19 protein-coding genes, 1 pseudogene and 1 riboswitch are annotated in these 24268 nt (G+C 32.8%); of the genes and pseudogenes, 13 read left to right on the top strand and 7 right to left on the bottom strand.

The genetic code is table 11. From position 1 onward, the window contains the following. Positions 1-38 precede the first annotated feature (38 nt). From AC625_RS17165 to AC625_RS17115, 10 genes are all read left to right on the top strand, one after another. Complete coding sequence (locus tag AC625_RS17165) at positions 39-857, top strand: glycosyltransferase family 2 protein (RefSeq protein ID WP_049682394.1); 819 nt, start codon at positions 39-41, stop codon at positions 855-857. A gap of 551 nt (positions 858-1408) precedes the next feature. After that, on the top strand, positions 1409-2320 hold the full coding sequence (locus AC625_RS17160; RefSeq protein ID WP_049682393.1) for a glycosyltransferase: 912 nt from the start codon (positions 1409-1411) through the stop codon (positions 2318-2320). 20 nt (positions 2321-2340) lie between these two features. Continuing rightward, on the top strand, positions 2341-3720 hold the full coding sequence (locus tag AC625_RS17155; protein ID WP_049682392.1) for an O-antigen polymerase: 1380 nt from the start codon (positions 2341-2343) through the stop codon (positions 3718-3720). Between the two features lie 94 nt (positions 3721-3814). After that, entirely contained in the window at positions 3815-5191 is a 1377-nt protein-coding gene (locus AC625_RS17150; protein ID WP_049682391.1) for an MATE family efflux transporter, read from the top strand. 201 nt (positions 5192-5392) lie between these two features. Then, complete coding sequence (gene rfbA, locus AC625_RS17145) at positions 5393-6292, top strand: glucose-1-phosphate thymidylyltransferase RfbA (RefSeq protein ID WP_049682390.1); 900 nt, start codon at positions 5393-5395, stop codon at positions 6290-6292. Continuing rightward, positions 6292-6852, top strand: coding sequence for a dTDP-4-dehydrorhamnose 3,5-epimerase (gene rfbC / locus AC625_RS17140; protein WP_049682389.1), 561 nt, complete (start codon positions 6292-6294; stop codon positions 6850-6852). The genes rfbA and rfbC overlap by 1 nt, the downstream gene beginning before the upstream one ends. 4 nt (positions 6853-6856) lie before the next feature. Continuing rightward, entirely contained in the window at positions 6857-7711 is an 855-nt protein-coding gene (rfbD, locus tag AC625_RS17135) for a dTDP-4-dehydrorhamnose reductase (RefSeq protein ID WP_049682388.1), read from the top strand. Position 7712: 1 nt separating this feature from the next. Further along, entirely contained in the window at positions 7713-8717 is a 1005-nt protein-coding gene (rfbB, locus tag AC625_RS17130; RefSeq protein WP_049682387.1) for a dTDP-glucose 4,6-dehydratase, read from the top strand. Between the two features lie 832 nt (positions 8718-9549). Next, positions 9550-10755: a hypothetical protein gene (locus AC625_RS17120; RefSeq protein ID WP_049682385.1), complete on the top strand. Its 1206-nt coding sequence runs from the start codon at positions 9550-9552 to the stop codon at positions 10753-10755. A gap of 1 nt (position 10756) precedes the next feature. Then, the gene (locus tag AC625_RS17115) at positions 10757-12055 is read left to right on the top strand and encodes a hypothetical protein (protein ID WP_049682384.1); all 1299 of its coding nucleotides are present in this window, start codon (positions 10757-10759) and stop codon (positions 12053-12055) included. Positions 12056-13095: 1040 nt separating this feature from the next. Here AC625_RS17115 and AC625_RS26925 read toward each other — a convergent pair. Continuing rightward, entirely contained in the window at positions 13096-13263 is a 168-nt protein-coding gene (locus AC625_RS26925; protein ID WP_156187575.1) for a hypothetical protein, read from the bottom strand. A gap of 43 nt (positions 13264-13306) precedes the next feature. Further along, a riboswitch (cyclic di-GMP riboswitch) is annotated at positions 13307-13396 on the bottom strand. Positions 13397-14223: 827 nt separating this feature from the next. Between AC625_RS26925 and AC625_RS17110 the strand changes: the two genes are divergently transcribed. The 3 genes and pseudogenes from AC625_RS17110 to AC625_RS17105 all read left to right on the top strand — a co-directional run bounded on the left by AC625_RS17110 (position 14224) and on the right by AC625_RS17105 (position 16868). Continuing rightward, positions 14224-15072, top strand: a complete 849-nt coding sequence (locus AC625_RS17110) for a copper amine oxidase N-terminal domain-containing protein (protein WP_049682383.1) — start codon at positions 14224-14226, stop codon at positions 15070-15072. Between the two features lie 276 nt (positions 15073-15348). After that, positions 15349-15444: pseudogene (locus tag AC625_RS28755) on the top strand (YwzD family small protein); the annotation flags it as partial. Positions 15445-15944: 500 nt separating this feature from the next. Continuing rightward, positions 15945-16868: a hypothetical protein gene (locus AC625_RS17105; RefSeq protein ID WP_049682382.1), complete on the top strand. Its 924-nt coding sequence runs from the start codon at positions 15945-15947 to the stop codon at positions 16866-16868. A 239-nt stretch (positions 16869-17107) separates the two neighbouring features. On the opposite strand, the gene AC625_RS17100 is transcribed toward AC625_RS17105, so the two are convergent. The 6 genes from AC625_RS17100 to AC625_RS17075 form a co-directional block, all read right to left on the bottom strand. Further along, the gene (locus AC625_RS17100) at positions 17108-18649 is read right to left on the bottom strand and encodes a glycoside hydrolase family protein (RefSeq protein ID WP_049682381.1); all 1542 of its coding nucleotides are present in this window, start codon (positions 18647-18649) and stop codon (positions 17108-17110) included. 99 nt (positions 18650-18748) lie between these two features. Continuing rightward, positions 18749-19798 carry a glycosyltransferase family 4 protein gene (locus AC625_RS17095; protein ID WP_049682380.1) on the bottom strand — a complete coding sequence of 350 codons (1050 nt, stop codon included), beginning with the start codon at positions 19796-19798 and terminating at the stop codon, positions 18749-18751. Beyond that, a complete protein-coding gene (locus tag AC625_RS17090; protein ID WP_049682379.1) occupies positions 19795-20607 on the bottom strand; it encodes a glycosyltransferase family 2 protein in 813 nt (270 codons plus the stop codon). Before AC625_RS17090 ends, AC625_RS17095 begins: the two co-directional genes overlap by 4 nt. Beyond that, a complete protein-coding gene (locus AC625_RS17085) occupies positions 20585-21796 on the bottom strand; it encodes an O-antigen ligase family protein (protein ID WP_049683794.1) in 1212 nt (403 codons plus the stop codon). Before AC625_RS17085 ends, AC625_RS17090 begins: the two co-directional genes overlap by 23 nt. Then, positions 21786-23258, bottom strand: a complete 1473-nt coding sequence (locus tag AC625_RS17080) for an oligosaccharide flippase family protein (RefSeq protein WP_049683793.1) — start codon at positions 23256-23258, stop codon at positions 21786-21788. Before AC625_RS17080 ends, AC625_RS17085 begins: the two co-directional genes overlap by 11 nt. A gap of 16 nt (positions 23259-23274) precedes the next feature. After that, positions 23275-24252, bottom strand: a complete 978-nt coding sequence (locus AC625_RS17075; RefSeq protein WP_082191151.1) for an NAD-dependent epimerase/dehydratase family protein — start codon at positions 24250-24252, stop codon at positions 23275-23277. Positions 24253-24268 lie beyond the last annotated feature (16 nt).

The raw sequence follows: 24268 nt of genomic DNA, 5'->3' as shown, positions 1-24268 counted from the left end.
TAGTTACTGCTAAAATAAATTTAAAGTGAGGATAATATATGCTTGATAAGCAGAATTTTGATTTTATTTTTGTAGTACTAACTTACAGAAATACTACTGACTTAAAAAATCTGTTAAATAGTATCAAAGATAAGGTTAAAGATACTTATAAAATAGTTGTTGTAAATAGTTATTATAATGAAACAAGCTACAATGAATTATATAAAATAGCTACAGAAAATAATTGTGACTTCTTAAATGTAGAAAATAAGGGATATGGGTACGGGAATAATCGAGGCATAGAGTATGTAAAGAGTAAATATCAATTTAAATATTTAATAGTTAGTAATCCTGATATAGAAATAACATATTTATCTTTGAAAGAATTAAAGGGTTTAGAAGAATATATAATTGCACCAACAATAAAAACATTATCAGGAAAGAATCAAAATCCGTATTATTATTCAAAAATAGATTTAGTGGAGTGGTTGATGTATCGGTCTATGCTATCTGAAAAACCTGCCTATTTTTATATGGGAGTAGTTATAAATAAGCTATATAGAGAGATTTCTTTGTTTATTGATAAATGTTTATCAATAAACAAAAGGAAAATTTATGCTGCTCATGGTAGTTTTATAATATTTGGTTTCAATGCACTTAGTAGATTAGATACATTGTATGATGAAAAAATGTTTCTGTTTTGTGAAGAAAACCATCTTGCTCAGCTTGCTCTTGAAAAATCTATTAAAACATATATGGTTCCTGAAATTAAGGTACTGCATAAAGAAGATGGTAGCGTAAGCTATGAGAATAAAAATATATTAAAATATAGGAAAGAATCATTTATTGTTTATTACGAAAATTGGAATAAGAAGTAAAGGATATATCTGTTGTGAGAATCTATATTTATAGAACTTAACCTTTTCTCTATTCTCTTAAAATAGAATAGAAGTTGATAAACTCTTGTGTTTCTCATATAGTAGTCTCCAAATTTGTTACTGTTGGAACTAAATGAGAAAGGTTCAATGAAACACTGATCCTTAATCAATTTTCACTAAAGTCAATTTTGTAAATGATTCTCTCATACTATAAAATTTTTCTTGAAAAAATACTACAAAGAATATAAGTGGTTAAGGTGCTGAAAAAATAAATAAGATTTAGTATTTTAATTGTAGTCAATGCTTAATTTAGAACTAAAATAATCTTAACCAATTAAATGTGCAAATATTTTCATTAATAATGAGCTACCCCAAATAAAAAAACGTTATAAAAGTCATTATCTGTCTTATTGATATTGTATATTATGTAAATAAGTTGTGTTTTATTATCTTAAAGCTTTATCAATGTTTTTACTAACTAAGAGATATATTGAATTAATATAGATTACTGTGAAATTGTAATAAATATAATAGTACTATGGAGCGATAAAATGAAATTAGTAAAAGATGAAAAGTTATACGTTGAACATAAGCCAGAAAAATCCAATATATGTGCAGTAATAGTTACGTTTAATCCAGATTTAAACATACCAGACCGAGTGAATGCAATAAAAGAACAAGTTATGGAAGTAGTTATTGTTGATAATGGATCTGAAAATCTGGAATGGATAGAGGAAATTACAAAGGATAGCAGTGTGAAGGTTATTTGTAATAAACAGAATCTTGGAATTGCAACTGCTTTAAATCAAGGTGCCTATTACGCAAATGAAAATAGATATAAATGGTTACTTACTCTGGATCAAGACACTTTTGTTAATTCATATTTAGTTGAAAACCATATACAGACATTTATTAAACATACTACTCAAAAGGATTTGGCTTTATTAGGAACTAACTATCAGGATAAAAATATTAATAAGCAATCAATTTATCAAATAGATAGTAAATTAAATTGGATAGAGATTGATGAAGTAATTTGCTCAGGCAGTTTAATGTATATCCCTATATTTTTAAATCTTGGTTGTTTTAGAGAAGAACTTTTTATTGATCAAGTTGATAACGAATACTGCATTAGATTAAAAAGTAAAGGTTATAAAATAGCTATGTCAAGTTATATTGGAATGGTGCATAGCATGGGAGAAATTACGTCTCGAAATTTCTTTAACAAAACTATTTACGTTTATAACCAATCATCTCTTAGGAGTTATTATCGGACTAGAAACTGTTTGATCTTATTTCGAGAAAATATTCTAAAAAATCCTAAATGGGCACTAAAAAAATTGATATCAGTAATTAAGGATTATACAAAGGTTATTTTATTTGAAGATAATAAATTTTCGAAAGTAAAATTTATGATTTTAGGGTTTTATCATGCATTAACTAAAACAACGGGGAAATTATGAAAAAATAAAGGAAGAAATTTATGATATTATTAATTACTTTATGTGTAGTTATTATTCTTTTTGTTATTTTTTTGAAAATAACAATTAGTATTTCCAAAAAAATTTATGGTGTGAGTTTAAATCCATTATCAATTTTTACATTCATCTGGTTGTTTATAGTAGGAATATATATTTTACCATTAAACATATTTTACCCGTTAACAGGATACGGATTGACTGCTATTGGATTAGGATACCTATCATTTTTTGGTGGCTGTCTTCAAGTAGGACTTTTGAAAACAAAGGTAACTAAATCAAGTGGTAGTACAGATTATTTATTTCCACAATATATGAATGAGCCTATACTAAGGAAGTTTTTATATTTTGCATTATTGTGTAGAATAGGTCAAATTGTAATTAGTTTAAATACTATGTTGAAAATTGCGGGATCCTTTTCAGTATTAATTAATAATTCCACATATGTAAGAAATATATATTTATCAAGAAGCGATATACCTGATTTTTCTTTAATCGGCAGGGTATTTCCGGTTCTATTGAATTTAGTTGCAGGTGTCGGTATTATTGTAGCTGCTATTTACTTATTTGTGAAAGGCCGTAAAATACTATTACCAATAATGCTTTTGCTATCTAGTCCATTACTAAGTTTAATATTGATGTCAAAACAAGCGGCTATTATAGATGGACTACTTTTCTTTTGGACATTTGTTATTTGCTTTGTAGCTTATAAATATAAAATTAGTAAAGTAAAGGAAAGTATAAAATTAAATATAAATATAAATGTAACAAAAAGAAAAAGTATCTTTAAATTAATTCTAGGTTTATTAATTTTACTAGTATTATTACTTAATCTGATTGCATTGCAGAGAGGGTATTCAGAACAAGAATCACCAATACCTATGTTACCAAAAACTGTAGCTCAGGCAATAATTTATGGATTAGGACCATTGGAAGGCCTTAACGTATTAGTTTCTAATTATGAAAATGAAATGTCACATGGTGCTAGGACTTTTAGACCGCTAGTAAAATGGCTGATTTCTTTTAATATTCTAGATGCATCAATCCTTCCTCCCTTTTTTGATTCTATGATTCAGGGAAAGATTGGATCAATAAATGTATATACATGGTTAGGGATGTTCTATAAAGATTTTGGATATGCCGGAATTATTATACTTCCTTATTTCATGGGATTGTTTTCATCTTTTGCATTTAAAAAAGCATTATTTAAACCTACAATATTTTGGATTGGTTCAGCTGCACTATTAGGTACAATTATCTTATTCTCATTTTACAATTGGTTGGCTCAGGAAACATATTATTTGATTCTACCTTTTATTCTTCTCCTGTTAGAAATTTTCCTAATGCAAATAATGAAAGGTTCTAAAAGTAAGTCATTGAAATAAAGATACTGTTTTGATTCTTTTAAAGATGGGATTATTTAAACCGGATTTTTAGAACTTAAAATTGATTTATTGGCGACAGGAGAGACCAGACTAAATGCAATTCAAGAAAGATTTATTAAAGGTATTTAACTCGAATTTAATTAACTTATTAGTTGGAATTATTACTGGTTTTATAGTACCTGCGTTTTTATCATTAGATGAGTATGCTTCATTAAAAACTTTTACTTTATATTTAAGTTATATTGGAATATTACATTTTGGGTTTATAGATGGAATATACATTAAATATGGGGGGAAGCTTGAAACAGAAATAGACAAAAATAGATTAAAAGGAGAGCACAAGTTTTTGCTCTTATTTCAAATAATTGTGACTCTCCTTTCTCTAGTAATAGGAATAATTTTGCAAGATGGAATTCTAGTTGCTTTTTCAATTGCAATATTACCAATTAATATACAAACTCTATTTAAATTTTTATATCAAGCTTTGGGGAAATTTGATATTTATTCTAAAATAATGATTCTTACACCAAACTTATTATTATTATTAAATTTATTAATAATTTTTGTATTGAAAATCAATAATTTTTGGCCCTTTATTCTTGTAAATATAATAACTTATTACATTGTATACATAGGTCTTGAAATATATTTTTTGATTAAATACAAAAATGTTACAGCATTAATAGACTTTAAAGATATATGGAATCATTTTAAAATAGGTAGTTTTATTATGATTGGAAATTTGGCATCAATGTTTTTCTATGCCTCCGATAGATGGTTTGTGAAATTTTTCTTAACTAACAAAGATTTTGCATTTTATTCCTTTGCTATTTCAATGATGGTAGTTATTAATACTTTAATTAGTTCTGTTACTATGACCTTCTATCCATATTTAGCAAGGGGAAAAGATGAAGAAAAAATAAATCTTATTAAAAAATATTTACTAATAATTGGAGCGTTATCAAGTGGTGGATACTTTGCTTTTGAATTTATTGTTAATATGTATTTGAAAAAGTATATTCCCTCATTAGAAATAATAGTGATTTTATTTGCTGGATTTCCAGCGATTATAATAATAAATGCTTTATATATAAATTTATATAAGGTTAAAAAACAAGAAAAGAAATATGTTTGTATGGTATTAAAAATGTGTTTAGTTTCTGTTGTTATAAATATTCTGGCAATATTAATCTATAATAGTACATTTTCAATAGCACTATCTACCACGATATCTTTTTATATATGGTATTTCTATTCTGCTAAAGACTTTTCAAATTTAAAACCAAATATTAAGGAATTAGTATATTTAGTATTGTTTTTCTTTACTTACTTCACTTGTACTTTGTATTTGAACTGGTTATTTAGTTTTCTTATTTATTTTCTTGTGATTTTTTTCTTTACTTACATATTTTTTGAAAAAGAGTCTATTATTCTTATCAGAAATATCGTAAAGAAAAAAATTACTAATTAATAATGTCTACTTGAGTACCAAGTTTTTTATAAATTTTATCACTGAATATTTGAGGAATTATTGTCAAGGTAGATATAAATTTGATTGTTATAGATACATGTTTAGTTTAGTTATATTTCGCAGCAACATACAGATATAAAACTCTATATTTATTAGAATTTTTTGAAAACTAAGTAGTGAATATTTTCGGAGGTGCATCCAATGAAAGGGATTATTTTAGCAGGCGGAAGCGGTACAAGACTTTACCCTATTACAAAATCAATATCAAAACAGTTGATTCCAGTTTATGACAAACCGATGATTTACTATCCTTTATCTGTATTAATGCTTAGTGGTATTCGTGAGATTTTAATTATTTCAACACCAGAGGATACACCAAGGTTTGAGCAACTTCTTGGTGATGGAAAGGATCTAGGTATAAAGTTAAGATATGCTGTACAACCTTCACCAGATGGATTAGCTCAAGCTTTCCTTATCGGAGAAGAATTCATCGGAGAAGATTCAGTAGCGCTTGTTTTAGGAGATAATATTTTCTATGGTCATGGATTTACGAAAATTTTAGAACGTGCGGCAAGCCTTTCAGAAGGTGCGACAGTTTTTGGATATAACGTGAAAGACCCAGAACGTTTTGGTGTAGTGGAATTTGATGAAAGTGGAACAGCTATTTCTATTGAAGAAAAGCCACAAAAACCTAAATCAACTTATGCCGTTACAGGTTTATACTTTTATGATAATGATGTAGTTGAAATCGCTAAATCAATAAAACCTTCTAATCGTGGTGAATTAGAGATCACTGCAGTAAATGAGGAGTATTTAAAACGAGGTAAACTCCAGGTTGAATTGTTAGGACGTGGATTTGCTTGGTTAGATACAGGAACCCATGAATCCTTATTAGAAGCTTCAACTTTTATTGAGACAGTTGAGAGACGCCAAAGTTTAAAAGTTGCTTGTTTAGAAGAAATTGCTTATCGGAAGGGATATATTTCTAAAGGGCAACTAATTGAACTTGCTGAGCCGTTAAAGAAAAATGAATATGGTCAATATTTATTACGTTTAGCTAAACAAGTGTTAGTAGACGATAAAATAGTAGGTGAAAAATAATGATTATTACAAAAACGAAATTAAAAGAAGTCGTAATTGTAGAACCGAAAGTATTCGGAGACCACCGGGGCTGGTTTAGTGAAACATATAGTAAATCTATTTTTGCTGATCATGATATTAATATAGAATTTGTTCAAGACAATCAATCGTTTTCTGCAACAAAAGGTACTTTACGAGGATTGCACTATCAATTAGATCCGAAAGCACAAACTAAACTTGTTAGATGTACTAAAGGTTCTATTTTTGATGTAGCTGTGGATATTCGTAAAGGGAGTCCAACTTATGGAGAATGGTTTGGAATTGAATTAAGTGCCGAAAACAAAAAGCAATTGCTAGTACCAAAGGGCTTTGCTCACGGGTTTATGACTTTAACGAATGACGTTGAAGTTCAGTATAAAGTAGATGAAGTGTACTCCCCAGAACATGATCGAGGTATTTTATGGAATGATCCAGCTATCGGGGTAGAGTGGCCCATGGATGTTAAACCTGTATTGTCTGCTAAGGATGAGAGTGCTCCACTGTTAAAGGATGCCGATAATAATTTTGTGAGTGGTGAATAATCGAATGAAAGTATTAGTAACAGGTTATGGAGGTCAACTTGGCTATGATGTAGTCAGGGAAGGTACCATGCGTGGACTAGAAATGATTGGGACCACCTCTCATGATTTAAATATCACAGATAAAAGAGAAATTTCTGGATATATCAATAAATTAAATCCGGATGCCATTATTCACTGTGCTGCTTATACAGCAGTGGATAAAGCTGAAGATGACCAAGAAAACTGCTATGATGTGAATGTAAATGGAACTAAGTATTTAGTAGAAGCAGCTAAAGCAACTAACGCAAAATTTGTTTACATTAGTACGGATTATGTTTTTGATGGAGAAGGGGAAATTCCTTTTTCAGAGAATTCTACTCCGAATCCAATTGGATACTACGGTGAAACCAAGTATCAAGGTGAGCAAATTGTTCAATCATTGCTAGATGAATGGTTTATCGTACGTATTTCATGGGTGTTCGGAATAAATGGAAATAACTTCATAAAAACTATGCTCAGACTATCTGAAACGAGAGATGAATTAAGCGTAGTTGGTGACCAATACGGTTCTCCTACGTATACATATGATTTGTCACGCTTATTAATTGATATGGTGCAAACGAATCGCTACGGAGTTTATAACGCTTCGAATGAAGGTTTTTGTACATGGGCCGAGTTTGCTGAAGAAATATTTAAGTTGTCTAATCGAGAAGTAAAGGTTCAGGCAATTTCTACTGAAGAGTATCCAACGCGAGCTGTTAGACCGAGAAATTCTCGAATGTATAAAGATAAATTAGTTTCAAATGGGTTTATGCTGTTACCAGAGTGGCGAGATGCCCTATCACGTTATTTGTCTGAGTTAAGTCAAGGGGTGAAATAAGATGAAAAAGAAAATTTTAGTTACAGGTGGAGCAGGTTTCATAGGTGGAAACTTTGTTCGATTTATGGTGAATAAACATTCAGATTATGAAATATATAATTTAGATTTATTAACATATGCGGGAGACTTGACGAAACATCGCGATATTGAAAGCGAATCTAATTATCATTTTGTAAAAGCAGATATTTCCGATAGGGAGAGTATTTCAGCTCTTTTTGAGAAGGAACAGTTTGATTATGTTGTTCACTTTGCAGCGGAAAGTCATGTTGATCGTTCTATTACAAATCCTGAAATTTTTGTTGTAACTAATGTTCTTGGAACACAAGTATTACTCGATGCAGCAAAAACGAATAATATTACGAAATTTGTTCATGTTTCTACAGATGAGGTATATGGTGAATTAGACTTCGATCCTAGCACTTTCTTTACAGAAGAAACACCATTACAACCGAACAGTCCTTATAGCGCTAGCAAAGCATCTTCTGATTTATTAGTTCGTGCCTATGCTGAAACGTTCAATTTACCGGTAAATATCACCAGATGTTCCAATAACTATGGTCCGTATCATTTTCCAGAGAAATTAATACCTCTTACTATTTCTAGAGTAGTGAATGATCAAAAGGTACCAGTATATGGTGACGGTGAGAATATTAGAGATTGGTTACATGTGTTAGATCATTGTGCTGCCATTGATTTAGTGTTGCACGAAGGAATTAACGGGGAAGTTTATAATGTAGGTGGGCACAATGAACGAACTAATTTAGAAGTGGTTAAGACAATCATTAATACTCTAGACAAATCAGAGAATTTAATTGAATTTGTTGAAGATCGTCTTGGACATGATAAAAGGTATGCAATTGACCCAACTAAGCTAGAACAGTTAGGTTGGAAACCTATTTACACTTTTGAAACGGGCATTGCCCAAACGATTCAATGGTATTTGGATAATAAAGAATGGTGGGAACGAATTATCAGTGGTGAGTATCAAGAGTACTTTGAAAAATAATATATTACTAAGTAATTATTTTTAGCCTGACCTGATAAAGGGCAGGCTTATTACGTGCGAGGACCAGCCGCGCCTAGCGTTACCTCACACTAGATGAGCTATTAAGGGTAGGGGACAATAGAATTTGTATAAACGGCTTCCGTCTGAAGGAGATGCAGATTGTATTTGAGATCCTTGGCGGGATATGTAGACCCAAATTCAAGAATAGTTAAAAATAAGTATAATTTCACCATAATAAATATTGAAAAAGGAGAACATGGTTTCAATAGATACAATTCCCTTTTTTTTTTACATTTATACTTATCTGTGTAACTTTTTCCGTTTTTCTTTTTTAACCATGGTGACTGTTCCAAACGACGGCTCTGCTTTCGATTTCTTCTTTCTTTTAAACGTAATTCTTTCTTAAAGGAACTAACGGATTGATTGAGATACGTTTGTAAAACCTGAAAGAATTGCAGGGTGTCTTTTGTGACTTGGTTATAGTTTAACAAGAAATTCCTGGTGTCTGCCCCCCACACCTTTAAAGCGAGAAAGTAATTGGTAGAAACTTTGCGTGCACTGTCGCCGCTCGAAATTTATCGAAAGATTCATAGATTTGAGGAAAGGAGAGTGTAACATGGTAGCTAACTCTCCTTTCTTATTGTTTTCTAAAAAGCTGGAATATATGCCATTTAACTCACATTTCGCACTTCGTAATCGAACACACCGAATTTTAAGAAGAGGATTTTATGATAACGGTCTATTTGTGGAGTTCCTCCTATAAATACTGCCCCCAGCCCCTTTAGTAGTGTATGAAAAAGAAGGTAAATAATAAATTAGAGGTGATTAATAGATGGAATGGGCGCTTCTTATTACTTCAGTAATATCGATTTTAGGTATTTCAGTATTATATTTTCAAATTTTGTTATTAAAAAAGGATACACCACAGAAAATAATGAATGATATCATACAAATCCAAGAAATAAATACAAAAAAAATAAAGGAACTTATAAATGGAAATAATCAGTTTTTTGAAGAAGAAATATCAAAATTTAGTGAAGAACTTGAACAACATACAAAACAACTGTTTACTGATAATATTATTTCGCAGAAGAGTAGTTTTAATGATCTATTAGTAAAATATCAAAGTGAATTTAAATCAATTGAAAGAAATATTATGCAGAATATAGTTGAAAGGTTAGATGAAACTCAAGAAGAAATAACATCAAAATTAGATTTTTACATAAATGAAGAATTAAACGAGATTGATAAATGGATTCATGCTATAAAAAAATATAAAAATAGTCCAGCGAAATGTGTTGCAATGCTCGAATCTGCTTTAAATAAATATCCAAGTAGCAAACACTTAATGAATCTCTATAAAGAAAATATTCTTTTCTTAATAGATTCAAAAAGTCCGGTCATTAAAAGACAAGCAATTGAACGGTATAATCGCACAACTAGGGTGTACTTAGATAATTGTAGAGTGGAGGACTGGGAGTTCGCAGAGGAAATTAAAAATCACTCTCTCAAACTCGGTAATCAATATATGAATGATATAGAAAGTAAACGCTTATCCAAAATTAAAGAAACGATTGAAGAACTTCAAATAAAAGTAAGTAAATTAACTTATAGAAAAAACTTAACAGATGAGGAAATTAATGAGATAGAACAACTGGATAATCAGGTAGATAAAGCATTTATTGCAAATTATCCTGATTTAAATGACAGATATAATGAAGTATCCAAGATGTTAATTCAATATTTCTCTACTGTTGAGAATGATGAGAGTAGAATAAAAGAGTACAATTTAAATGCTATTGATTCTATTCAAATTGCATATAATGATTTTCAGAATAATGATAAATCTTACAAGAAAGGCGAAAATATACATAAGCTTGTTTCGAAGTTAGGTGGATGGGATTCGAAATATTTATATTCTTCGACACAAATCTACTTCCAGTCAGCTTACTCCGAAATTTTCTCTAAACTAGATCTGAATGTAAAACCAACCTTCACAGAAAAGATGGTAAATGAACAAATAAAGGGGATTGGTTGATGTGAGCATTAAGACACGTAAACTGCCTAATAATGATTGTTTTCATTCTTCTAAACGGTATGGGGAAGGAATCGCATTAAGTTATATTTCAACTAGTTGGATGGTTGATGAATTTATTTCTGAACCAAGGGAGTTAGAATTTTTAGAGTATAAGGAAAATGCTACTGCACAATTTCAAGCTTTAAAAGAAAGCTTTGCCAATAATAGTATCACAAGTATTCATACAGCTAGGAGTTTAGGCGTTCAACGAGAGTGGGCAGAATATAAGTTTTTTGCCCATGATGAAATTAATGCACCTGAAAATGTATTAGTCTATGTTAATGACAAGGGGGAAGTTGTTCCTTTCTCAGAAGAGGAAAGGAACCTGATTTTAGAATGGCAATCGGGTGAAAAATATCCAATTTCGGGTATTCAAGGCCATCATATGAAACTTGTCAAAAATAATCCCGATAATATCGATCTAGCTGCAAATCCTGATAATATACTGTTTGCGACAGAGGAAGGTCATAGAGAATTTTTACATGGTGGGAATACACAAAATGCTACAGATCCGGAATATTTTAAATATTCATTGACAATGGATGAGAAGTTCGAATTAACCGTTAATTATAATGAAGATTTGATTACATTGGGATTGATAAAAAAAGGTGCACTTTCAGTGGGGAGTTCAATGGCTTTATATTCTTCTATTAGAATGTTAATCGAATGGTATCGGTTAAAAAATGATCCGAGACCGTGGCACAGAAAGAGAGAAGAATTGGTTAAAACAGGAATTGCAACGGCTTTATTCGGAGGTGGCTTATCAGCAGTTGGTTATCTGACACGAATATCTATGGATGGATTTTTTGCTGATTTTACACCAAGTATGCTAGATCACTTCTTTACAGAAATGGTGGCTATTAACGGGTCCTTTTTTATAATCACAGTAACTGGGAGTTTATTACGATATATATGGGAAGTTAGAAAAGGGAAGTCTCAAGAAGAGGCAAAGAAAGATTTACAAACAATGCTGATGGTAGCTACCGCAGAGTTACTCGCGTTTTCAGCGCTAGGGTTAGGTTTAGATATATTGGTCGATTTTGCAACGGATACTATAATGGATGCTTTAATTCCAGATCCAACCGGAATATTAATTGCTGCAAGGGTTGGTTACGGGATCGCTAAACTTGGGAAAAAGGTTTGGGATGGTAAGCAAAATAAAGAAGCATTAATTCAGTGTATTGCTATAAGAATGAATTATTTTTATGAATTAGCCCGAAATAAGTTTAGACCAGATGATTTTGATTTTAGATTAACCTGAAAATTATTTAGGAAATAGTACCATGTTATATCCAAGCCTTTTCTTAATTGGAGTGCTTGTTAGAAGCAAGGGGACGGTTCTTATAGGGGACAATCGGAAGTTGTGCCTTAGTTCTGATTCTGCCAGAAACTATACCGCAAAATTTTTGATTGCCAGAGAAGAATGAAGTCGCGGACTTGGCCTATGGGGGTTCAATTAATTTTGGGTGCCTGTCACCACCCGAATTTTCTTGTTTCACAACAACGCTTCACAGAGTGTTTTCCTGTGTTTGCCAACAAATCTTATGGGAATATTTGTAATTAGAATTGTGCTGTGCAGCAACAAATGAGTTCTTACTAAATTTTGATCCTAATTGGTCGTTGTCTTATTTTATTATCTGTATATTGATGAAAATCTTTATAACTTTTAAAAAGAATTACTTTTTCAGCAGCCACTGATTAGGTCGATTGTCTTTTGTGTTTGAAAATCCAGTGCCTGTACCGCGCCCTTTAAAGCGCGAAAGTGATTAATGATGAAATAGTCTTGCAGTGAATTTTTTCTGCAAGATTTTTGTTATTTATTGTGAGAAGAACATTTTTTTCGTGCCATCACAGGGTATATGTTGAAGTTTGTCAAAATTGCTTCCTATTTAAAGCTATGAATGCTTTTTGGAGGGCTTAAGACAAATTTTTATCATATTTTATAGGGAACAGTTTAGTTGCCCAAATCGGGATATTTCGAAATCTACATAAAGAGGCAGTTCCATCTGTAGGAGGAGATTATTATTTGAACATTTTTAATAAATTACTAAAGTCGATAAAGAAAACGGTGAGATATATTAAGCAAAATGTGCATTCTATTGATAAATCAGAGGAAATACAGAAAGTTCTTAATGCACATATAAATAAGAGCAAACAATTATTGCAAGAACAAAACAAGGGATAAAGTAAATCGCTCTTTCTTTATAATCTACAACATTGAGTAAACGCACTACTTGTAGTTGGAATATTTCGATATTTAACAGAAAAAAGCTGTTTGGTTTCCCAAACAACTCTTCATGTTTAATTTAGTTTTGATCTTAGAATCATTGCTTTTTGCTCATGATGGTTTGCTATGGATTTTAACTTTGATTTCAGACTGCTACTAAGTGCATCATCCACAAGAGCTTCATTATACTTTTGTAAGAATACATGAATATAGTATTTCATTTTTAAATAATTTTTCACCATAGTATTTCCTCCTCTTTTCTTCATAAACCGTAGGAGGTCCGTATTCGGAAGCTGGCTGACATAGTTATTATCTATAACTTTAGTCCCTAAAGCTTTGCGTCATCATTTTTCAATGATTTTGCCGTTTCGTACGATTTATGCTGTCCATTAACTAAGATAGCGGAAATGAGAGAATTGATTAAGGGTCTAAATACCTATATTGATGAAAATAATGATAATTTTAGGGGGAAATGTAACGTTGATGAAAATTCTAATTGTGATTATGGTCCTAGATTGTTTTTATAGGTCAAAACAGCTCTTAGAATAATAATTGGATAAGGATTTTCATCCAGCCGAAGAATGATAACCATAAAGGAATACTGAATGCTATTGCCCACATTACCCCTTTAAGGAAATTTCCGGTTTCATCATAGTTTATTTATAACACCTCCACCTTTATTTTATAGGCTCTGTTACGAAATTATTTCCTTATTTCTTGTGTAATAGACATGAATCATGAACATCTTTACTTTCTTCGTAAATTCAACAGTAGAGTGGATGGATACATCATATGGTGAAATAGTAGGGGGAGTGTCAGGATGTAATATAAGAACAAACAAGCCATTTGCGATAGGTTTTTTATATCATTTTAGTATGTATGGAATGAATGAGTGTATCTGGCGATTAATTGATGTATGTTTCGGCAATATGTTTAGTAATCATTTTGAATCATTACTCAGTGAGGAATTGTATACACACAAATATTTATACATATTTGTAAAGCTGTACTTATTGCACGAACGGGCAGGATCGTTGTGCGAAATGTTTTTCTAGCTTAAGAATGGATATATTACTCTGATAAAGGCTAGACAGTTCTTATAGGAACTGAAAAATTATATCGAAGAATGAAGGGAATTCATAAACCTTTACTGAATTTGTATAACAGTAATATATTTACTTAAAAAAAGGAGTTATCAAAAGATGAAAAAAGTGTTCTTAGGAATTTTCCTTGCATTGATTCTAATCATTACATCGTCACCTACTTATGCAGCAGCTATTCAAATAAAAATTGACGGTGTTGCTATTGCATCCGATGTGAATCCCGAAATTAAGAATAATCGTACAATGGTTCCTTTGCGTGTTATCAGTGAAAATTTGGGAGCTAAGGTCAATTGGTCGGATTCCCAAGTTACTATTACTAAAAGCAATATGCAGGTAATATTAAAACTAAATAGCAATACAGTAGTAAAAAACGGTCAAACTGCGCTTTTTGATGTAAGACCATATATAAAGAATAATCGTACGTTTGTTCCGATTCGTTTTCTTGCAGAAACATTTGGCTGTAATGTCAATTACAAAAACTCCACAGTAACGGTTGATACAAAGCCATTAGTTATAGATGGTGTACAAGTAAAAGCATTGCAATCCGAATATCATATGACTATGGGCGGTGTAGTACAGCAAATCAAAGGAAATGGTTATAACGAAGCTATTTATAATATTTTTGTAGAAAACAAAGGTAGTAAGGTCAAAACTCCTGCTAATTACTCGTGGCAGATTCACTACGTTTCACCAGGGGACTATTATAAAAATGGACAATATGATTTTTTAGACCAAGAAGGGAACAGTATAAAACGCTTTGATATCTATTCTTTAGTTCAATCTTATTCAGTCGAAACTTTGCCTGGACACCCCGAGGTTTTAATTTATGACGCCACTGAAGATCAATGGTATTTGTTTAGTGATACCGCAAGCCAATCCATTTATCAATTAATTGATACCGCCTCGAAGAACGGTTTTCTGACGGTTATCAGTAATACAGTTCCATAAGGTAGACAAAAGTGTTTTTCTTATTGTGTTAACGGGTAGATTTAACACAATAAGGAATAAAATTAAAGAGCCTAAAATATGCAAGGTTTTATGCGCTTCTTGTATATTTAGGCTCTTTTTCCATTCATAAAACATACTGCCATAAACAGCATTTTTTGAATGCCGAATACAATTAGTAGTTATAAGACGATGAAATGACATTATTTAATAGAGGAGTTTATACTTATGAAACCAATGAATCTAACAAATGAAGATTTTTTTTAACTACTAACAGATGCGTTTGAAAAAGGGGAGAAAGAATCCAATCTAACTGCAGATGAACTTGTTAAAGAACTGTCCGCTCAATTCATGCACATCATGCAAGAATCATAGGGTATATGAACATAGTTGATAACTTCCAAGAATAATTGGCGAATACCCCGACATTTAGAGGTGGGGATTAGTGTTTATGGCATTTGAGGGATTAAGGAGATGTTGGCAGTGGCCGAGATTAATTATATTAGACATATAAAGAGTAAGGAGCGTTTTTCTTGCTTCTAAATTTGGTGCTTGCCCCCCGGCCGTTTGAACCGATCTGTGCATCAATATCCATCAATAATTTCACTGGCTGTGTCGTCACTCGGAATTTTCGAAAAATTAGTAGTGACATAGAGTCACTGAATTGGTTCCCTGTCTTTTTGCGCAGCTACAATGTGGCCAGCCAGAGATATACTATTGCAGCATAAACAAAAAAGGTTCAGTCCAACGGAAGAACTATTTAAGGGGAATCAATGATGTTTGGTATTCGGAAATTATCACCTTTATTTTCCTTGGTATAGGTGAAGTAAAAGAGCACTCATATAAAATAAAAAAACGAAATAAGGATGAATGTCATGAAAAAAGTGATCGGTTTATTCCTATGTATGGTGTTCGTTATTATTGTTTTTTACCAACAGAATCATGCTGTTACTGACCAAAAAGAGAAGATATACGTGGAAGATTTTAAAGGGGCCAATGATTCTGTTAAGATTCAAGCTGCTATCGATAAATCGAGGGCCAATAAAATAAAAACCGTTATGCTGGATGATAAAAAGTACAGAGTTACATCACCAATCATTGTTAGGCAAGGTGTTAAGTTACTATCCGGATATGGAACAGAGTTTATTGTTGAGGGAAACTTCAGGGTATTTGAACTTGAGAAAAATGCTTCAATTGAAGGCGCTTATATAGCCATTAATGATGCAGATTTTAATTCAGAAGTTATTTACTTAGATGGTAAGTATAAATATTATAACACCTGGTATAAAACACATGTAAAAGATATAAATATCGTTAATTGGTCTGAAAGTAACCAGGGGACAGGAATCTCCTTATACGCTGGCGGAAAAAAACACGAGATTTCTTTCGTTAACTTCGAAAACGTGAAGGTTTCTGGAATGGAGACGGGTGTAAAGTTAATAGCTGAAAAACCAGCTTCTGGATATGCCTGGATCAACGCTAATCGGTTTATGAATGTATCCTTAGAGGATTGTGTAAACATGATATACATGGATAGTCATTCAACTATACCGAATGAGACTAGTGGTAATCAATTTACAAACTTACAGATCCAACCATCAAGCAAAACTAAGAGTATTTTGAAGGTAAGCGGGGAGTACAATGAGTTTGATGGGATGGCTTGGGATTTGGACAAAATCACTCATCAAAACGCTGTTATTGAATTTACAGAACATAGCAAGGATACGACCATTGACATTCCTTCTATACCTATGAACAGAATTTCCGACAACGGACAAGCAAATAAAGTGAATCAGTAAATTGCAACAGCCCTTCTCAATGGATGAGAGGGGCTTCATTCATTTATAATGATAAACCGAAGGATGGTAAGTGTGACTCTTTTACATATTTATCATAGAGGCTTTTTCATAGATAGCAAAATGAGACTAGTGAACACACTGTTTTTATTGGATTAAGAAAAATTAGTATGTGAATATCCTTTTCTTTTTAATCGGTATTGAAGAAAACTTTTCTGAATTAAATCAGAGTTTTACTAACTTCATAGTTTTGTCGTAATAATTTGTCCTTGATCATTAATACTTACTCTCCATCTTCCTCCATTAGGAGAAACGAGCGTAACAGCTTTGCCTGTTTGTAATTCTAAATCGCCATATAATGTCCCACCTGTAGTTGGCAACCAAGAGGCTCCTTGCTGTAAGGAAGATCGTGCAAAGATCCGATTAATCCGAAAACGTTTGTGCTCTTGTGTATATCCACTTAACGTAAGTCTAACTTTATATAATGTTGCTGCTCGTACTTCTGAAATAATCGTGTTTCCGACATTATATGGTACATTTTTAGCTACTGTCCAAGGTCCATTTAAACTTTGTTGGTATTCAATCAAAACCCGACCTGGGGTTTCATTCCAACCAAAATAGATACCAAGGCAATTCAGCATTTGAATGGGTTGCTTAGAAAAATCTAACTCGATGATAACCGGCTGAGAACTAGGCACATCCAGATAATTTACACTTTGCTCATCCAATAAGTTAAAACAATTACTAAGGGTTCCTCCATAGGGTGCTTTTCCAGAAAGTTGACGTACGGCGTACCTGATATGTGCATTAACTAAGATATCATCTTGATTGCCAACCAGATGTGATTTTCCTAGTGCAAGGGGGGAGGATACTGGAAGGGATTCTTCATGAGGTGATGTACAACGGTTGTATAGGCCAAGATCAAGAATTGATGTAGATAATTGGTTCGAAAACAGGTAGTTGTGATGAGAAATGGAAGAGAATTCGATGACGAGTGGAGGGGCAGTCATACGGTAGATGTCCCAAATCACTCCTTCAAACATATTATAAGCACCCGAACATCGGATTACCTTTTTAGTTTGTGCCCTGCATTGAACTTGGATTCCAGTAAACGTATTTCCAGAAATTTCATAAGGTAGATCACTATTGCCGACTATTTCAATTCCATACTGACAACCATCTATGAAAATAGAATCAAAGGAGTTTGCATTAATCCAGCATGGGGTGCTAATATCCTGAAGCTGTTCAGTTTTTAAATAGATAGCTGTTTGAAAGTTTGTAATTTGGATGGCGTGGATTTTAAGGAAACTTATGAAATCCCATGCTTTTTTACAAGCTAAATGAATGGCGATCCCTTGGTAGGTATTTGTACGATTCATAATATTAATATTAGATATAGAGGTATGATTATGAATTTCAATTTGTTGGGCGCCGGAGAGAAAAATTACGGATGAATTAAAACTATTATCCACAATCTCAATCGTACCCCCTGTGATTGAAGCATCCTTTTGAAGCTCGAATACTTGGAAGTTTCCTTTGACTATTAATGTTACGGTGGAATCTATTTCAAGATGTACATTAGACTTAATGACAATGGGAGAGGCTAATGTATATTGCTTCTTCCCAGTTATGACAACTTTAGAGTGATGATTAGCTACACAATAATCAATGGCTTCTTGAATCGCCGGCGAATTATTTAGTAAATCTGGACTAGCGCCAAAACAATCAATATTTACAATATCTCTATTCTGGCAATCTTCAGAAAAATTAAGGGCATCTGTCAATGTATAACACTCCTTATCTAGTGGTGTGTTATAGAATATGCATGTCCAAAAAGAATGCATAGGTAAAAAAATAAAAAACAAACGATGAACGTTTGTTTTTTAACTTTGATACGTCTCAAGTGTAGAATGAATCATACTTGCGAGGGAAAAGGATTTTTCTACTTTTTGTCTTCCTGTGACTCTCAAGTGTTGTCTTAAATTTTCGTTATCGTGGAGTAATTTAATTTTCTTGGCAAATTCTTTTTCAGAATGGTGGGAAATAAGAATCCCTGTTTCATGATCTACAACCGCTTCTTTAATGCCGCCTACATCTACAGAAACCATTGGTGTTCCAGTAGATAATGCTTCAAGGACAACCATAGGGAACACTTCTCTTAAGGATGTTAGAAGTAATATGTCCATATTGCAAATAAATTCATATGGATTGGTTGTATTACCTAGAAGCTTTACCTTATGATTTAAATGTAAATCACTAATGATTCTTTCAACAGAATCCCGCTCTGGCCCTTCTCCAGCCATAAAAAACATGACTTTAGGTTCATCTTTTAATTCATTAACAATTTTTAAAAAAAGTTCATGATTTTTCTCTTTGGATAACCGCGCTAAAATCCCGACATTGAATGTTTCTTTAGGTTTTTGTTGGTGAAAAGAAAAATGATCTATATCGACTCCATTATAAATAGTTCGAGTGATTTCATTCTTTACACCCAACTGAAGTAGGTTTTCTTTTTCGAAATTACTCACCGCAATAATTTGATCAACATGCTGATTTAACACTTTTTTAAATAATGAGGGCATCTTTTTTTCTAGTATCGTCACGTTATGTTTGGTATACACTAGCTTCATTTGTCTTCTTGTGATCTTCTTTATTGTGATGGAATAGAGTAACATTCTTAAACTATTTGCATGTATGACCGTAATGTTTTTTTGGGTAACCTCTTTACTTAATGTATAAAGATTAGCCATATGATTTTTTAAGCTTAAGGGAATAAAGTGATGCTTATTTTGAATTTGATTGTACAACTCACCAGTGGCAGCAGCTGAATAAAAGGCCATTTTTTCATCCTTGAGATGATTTTCTAATTTGCAAAAATACATCTCAGCTCCCCCAGTTATGAGTTTATCTGTTAGTAGCAGAACATTGTTCATTTTCCTTGTTTACCTTCACTTGGTATAGAGGTAGGCCGCTTCCCTCTGTTTTTATTGTATGCATGATAGGCATATTTACTAAAATAAAAGTTGGTTTTAATAAGATTTAACTTTTCCTGGCTTCGTAAAAGTTTCCAATATCGGTAGGCAGCTTTTAATTTATTTCTTGAAGTAGAGTTCCTCACAATCCGATACTTGGATAAAACCTTTTGTAAGCCATAGGCTTGATACCCTTGCCTTAACAACAACAACCATAAGGCGGTATCCTCCGGCTGAATAACCGGCATTTCAATTTGCTTAATTTGCCGTCTATCTAACATTACCGTTAAACAGCCAATCGTTGTATTTCCAATCAGATACTGATAATCTACGGTTTCTGGTGCGGTTACTTCAATATCCATAGGATTTCCTTTTTCGTCCATTAAAGAATAGGAAGTAAAAGAAAAAGCAAGATTTCCTTTTTGCATAAACGTGACTTGGTCTTCTAATTTAGTAGGGAACCATAAATCATCACTATCAAGAAACGCGATATACTCTCCTTTTGCCTCATTAATAGCCACATTTCTTGCTCTAGCAGCACCACCATTTTGGGTTAAAGGAATCAGTTTAATCCGTGGTTCGGTTTTTATATATTCATGAATAATATGGACCGAGTCATCCTTGGACTTATCGTCAACGATGATCATTTCCCAATGGGGATATGATTGAGCCTGAACGGATTCAATGGTCTCTTTTATAAATGCTGAGCTATTATACGATGGGGTAATAATAGAGACCAATGGTCCGCTATCCTTTATGGTGTATATCATAAAAATCAGCCTCTTTTCGTTCATATATAGAAATATATTTGAAAGCAAGTGCTAAAAAGAAGAAAAATGCTTCATTAATCATGAGAGAAAGGGATACCATCTGTAATAGAAACGCGAAAAGTGTAAGAACCATATATGGTTTTTCTTTATGCAACTTTGTCTTGATGAAGGTGATAATGAGCATTAATAAAAAAGAAAAGTAAAGAAGGAAACCTATAATTCCTGACTCTACTAATACCTCAAGAAACGTATTATGAACAAATAGTTTTTCATTATATTCAAATTCGTAGTAATCGGAAAAGTTAAAGGCACCAATTCCTAAAAGGGGACGTGACATAAAATAGTGAATGGCCTGAGCCCATAACTCAAATCGGCCACTTCCTCCATCAGTAGAAAAGTCGGTAATTCGGCTGAGAATGATCTGATTAAAATCGACTTGCATGAAAGAGCCCGCAGCCAAAAGCACAACTAGGCATAATAGGAAAACAGTCATCATCTTTATTTTTTTTGAAACACTTGCTAAAATTGCGTATAAAAGCACTACCAGTAATAGGGCAACAATCCCACCTCTTGAAAAAGTAAGGAGGGAGGTAATCACACATAAGATGAATCCAATCGAATGCTTCCATCCCTTTAAATACGTTAAATAATAGGAAAAAAACAATGTATTATAGAAAATGAAGATGTTTGGATCGTCTAGTAATCCAATTAATCTTGGATAATCTCTATCTAATAATAATCCAAACGAGGTAATCTCAACGCCTTCTGGTGATCCATCTGTCAATCGTAAACCGATTACATATAATAGCAGACTAATGCTATTGAAAATAATCCCAACATTTGCAATAGAAGTTTCAATGGCGCGAATCGATGCTTGTTCCACGACATATCTCATGATAAAAAAACAGCCAAGGGTGAGAATTACGCCTAGAATGACTCGAATGCTTGCTTCAGGATACTGTGAAAAAGCGCCACTTAGGCAATAGATAAAATAAAAGAAAAGCAATAAAATTTCATAATGATAAAGTGGACGGAAGTAAAAATCTTGAAAATAGGTAAAGAATAAAATGGCAAGAAAAATCATGTAAATTTTCAATGAAAAACCAATCGACAAATGATATTTACTAAGTGTAATAAAAAGCAACAAGTAGAAGACAGGCCACATAGAGGTATTCTTGTTAATTTGCAATATTTCCATCCTCTTTTTGTCTCCCATCTGTTAATTGTTTGGTATCTGGTTGTTTTTTCTTTTTAATAAAATTTACGATGAAGGCCTGGATTGTCTTATCAAATAGGAAAATCATCGCAGACACGAAGATGATTGTCGATAATATGGCTATAAACGGGTACTTAAATAATAAATAGTGTACTAGGATAAAACTTATAGAAAAGTAGGACCCATACGGAATGATGACAGTGGTTAATACCGTTTTTCTTTTTGGGTGGGCCAAGATATATCCGATGAATGATACGATTTCCATAATTAGAACGGCAAAAGCTGCACCCTCCACTCCATAGGTAATGCTCAGATAATAGAAGGACACTAAACCAATAGAAATGGTAATAAACTGAGTAATCGTACGTCGGTTCTGTAATCCTCTTGTCGTAAGGCCGTCAGCGATGGCAATGTTAAAACCTTGTAAGACAATAATTGCGGCCAATATTTTTAAAGGTTGGACTGCAGAATGCCATTCATCCCCGAATAAAATCGCGACTAAGTATCCAGCCAAATAGAATAACGATATGGTCATACACATCCCAATAAAGGACATCATCTTCATTTGCAGGATATTTAATCGCGTATGTACCTCCAACTCCCCGCGGTTGTAGTGCTTAAATAGCAGAGGGAAAAATGCACCCGCAATCACCCCTGGTACTTGGTATAGAGCAGAAGGGATCCGGTAAGCTACTGCAAAGAGACCAACAAGCGTTAATGGCAGTGTTCTTTCTAACACTAATGGACCTAATTGGGGCGTTAACATAATAAATAAACCACTGATTAAGAACGGACTAAGATTCGTTAATAACTGTTTTTGAAAAGAAGACTTCCATTTTACTTCCGCTTTTTTGTAAAGTAAATACAAGCTATATATACCGCCCCCTACATAAGAGAAACCGTATAAAAAGGCCGCCAAATGGACTTCCACTTTGAAAATCATGCACAAAGTGGTTGAAATGATTAAGACAATCGCTGAGAATATTTTAATGGATGCGATAAACTGCATCCTTTCAATTAATTGAAAATAGGTGATTCCAATACTTTGCATGGTCAGGCCGATAACCATGGGGATCAGTAAGCTATACATCATAAAAAGGATCTGTAGTTCTTGATAAAAGACATGAATGCCAATAGAAAATACAATAAATGCTAAAAGCAAACAGACAACCCGGATCTTTATGTAAGAAGATAAAGTAGTGCTTAAATCTTCCTTCTTCGATCCTTCGCGAAGAAATGTGTTACTTACTCCAAGGTCTGTAAAAAAGTGCATGATCATGGCAAGCGCAAGAGCCACACTAAAGATTCCATAGTTCTCTGAGTTAAAATAATTAGCCAATAGGATGAGCGTAGTTGCATTTAAGGCATTGGCTAGAATCGCACTGTAAAATAAATGAAGTATATTTTTAATAATTGAACTCTTCTTTTTATTCACTGGTTTTTCTCCCAATTTATAACGGTAAATTTGTAGGATTGAGTATGGTTTCAACTGTAGTTGAATTAATCTGATTTTTCCTAAAATAATATTCATATGTTTTCGAAAGACCCTTTGTCAGCGAATATTCGGGCAGCCACCCTAACTTTTGGATACTCTGTTTATTACAGAGCAAACTTTCTTTGATATCTCCATTTTTAGCTGATTTATAAATAGGAGAGAGCTCATGTTGACTAAATGATTGAATAATAGGGTATAGTTCATTAATACTTGTACTAGTTGTTGATGAAATATTAAAGATGCCACTTCCATCGAATTTTAAGGCTTGAAGATTGGCACTCGCAACATCTGCTACATAGATAAAGTCCCTCGTTTGTAAACCATCACCATAAATAACCGGCTGCTCTTTGTTGATCACTTGATTCGTGAAGATCGAAATGACACCACCTTCACCATTTGCTGTTTGCCTTGGTCCATACACATTACTATAACGGAGGATTGCATAGTCTAAATCGTATAATTCTTGTGCTAATAGTAAATACTCCTCAGCTGTTTTTTTCGAAGCACCATAAGGAGATAATGGTTGAGTAGGTTGTGTAACTGAAATAGGCATCACATTAGAATGTCCATATACAGCCGCAGAAGAGGAGAAAACGACCTTTTTTACTGCAAACTTATGAGAAAGTTTAATAATATTTATTGTTCCCATAATATTAATCAGTGCATCATTCGTAATATCGGAAATAGAGTTTTGTACACTAACTTGCGCAGCTTCGTGAACCACATAGTCAGGCCGGAACGTCTCCATCGCCCTTTCTAGTGATCCCTCATCTTCTATACTTCCTATGAAAACCATGACTTTCGAATGGATGTTACTTATAGATCCAGTGGATAGATTATCATACAAGGCCACTTTATAATTATTACGAATCAATGTATCTACAATATGGGATCCAATAAATCCAAAGCCACCTGTTACTAGTACTCTCTCCATATCCTAATCTCCCCAT

Origin of the sequence: Peribacillus loiseleuriae, assembly GCF_001183985.1 — a bacterium.
Lineage (GTDB): Bacteria > Bacillota > Bacilli > Bacillales > DSM-1321 > Peribacillus > Peribacillus loiseleuriae.
The sequence above is the reverse complement of the archived record's forward strand: the minus strand, read 5'-3'. Positions and strand labels throughout refer to the sequence as shown.

Excerpts from the sequence above, each read along its gene's own strand:
- rfbD (WP_049682388.1), top strand. The coding sequence starts at position 6,857 with ATGAAAGTATTAGTAACAGGTTATGGAGGTCAACTTGGCTATGATGTA.
- AC625_RS17090 (WP_049682379.1), bottom strand. The coding sequence starts at position 20,607 with ATGATATACACCATAAAGGATAGCGGACCATTGGTCTCTATTATTACC.
- AC625_RS17165 (WP_049682394.1), top strand. The coding sequence starts at position 39 with ATGCTTGATAAGCAGAATTTTGATTTTATTTTTGTAGTACTAACTTAC.
- AC625_RS17110 (WP_049682383.1), top strand. The coding sequence starts at position 14,224 with ATGAAAAAAGTGTTCTTAGGAATTTTCCTTGCATTGATTCTAATCATT.
- AC625_RS26925 (WP_156187575.1), bottom strand. The coding sequence starts at position 13,263 with ATGGTGAAAAATTATTTAAAAATGAAATACTATATTCATGTATTCTTA.
- AC625_RS17150 (WP_049682391.1), top strand. The coding sequence starts at position 3,815 with ATGCAATTCAAGAAAGATTTATTAAAGGTATTTAACTCGAATTTAATT.
- AC625_RS17105 (WP_049682382.1), top strand. The coding sequence starts at position 15,945 with ATGAAAAAAGTGATCGGTTTATTCCTATGTATGGTGTTCGTTATTATT.
- rfbC (WP_049682389.1), top strand. The coding sequence starts at position 6,292 with ATGATTATTACAAAAACGAAATTAAAAGAAGTCGTAATTGTAGAACCG.
- AC625_RS17075 (WP_082191151.1), bottom strand. The coding sequence starts at position 24,252 with ATGGAGAGAGTACTAGTAACAGGTGGCTTTGGATTTATTGGATCCCAT.
- AC625_RS17095 (WP_049682380.1), bottom strand. The coding sequence starts at position 19,798 with ATGAACAATGTTCTGCTACTAACAGATAAACTCATAACTGGGGGAGCT.
- rfbA (WP_049682390.1), top strand. The coding sequence starts at position 5,393 with ATGAAAGGGATTATTTTAGCAGGCGGAAGCGGTACAAGACTTTACCCT.
- AC625_RS17120 (WP_049682385.1), top strand. The coding sequence starts at position 9,550 with ATGGAATGGGCGCTTCTTATTACTTCAGTAATATCGATTTTAGGTATT.
- rfbB (WP_049682387.1), top strand. The coding sequence starts at position 7,713 with ATGAAAAAGAAAATTTTAGTTACAGGTGGAGCAGGTTTCATAGGTGGA.
- AC625_RS17160 (WP_049682393.1), top strand. The coding sequence starts at position 1,409 with ATGAAATTAGTAAAAGATGAAAAGTTATACGTTGAACATAAGCCAGAA.
- AC625_RS17155 (WP_049682392.1), top strand. The coding sequence starts at position 2,341 with ATGATATTATTAATTACTTTATGTGTAGTTATTATTCTTTTTGTTATT.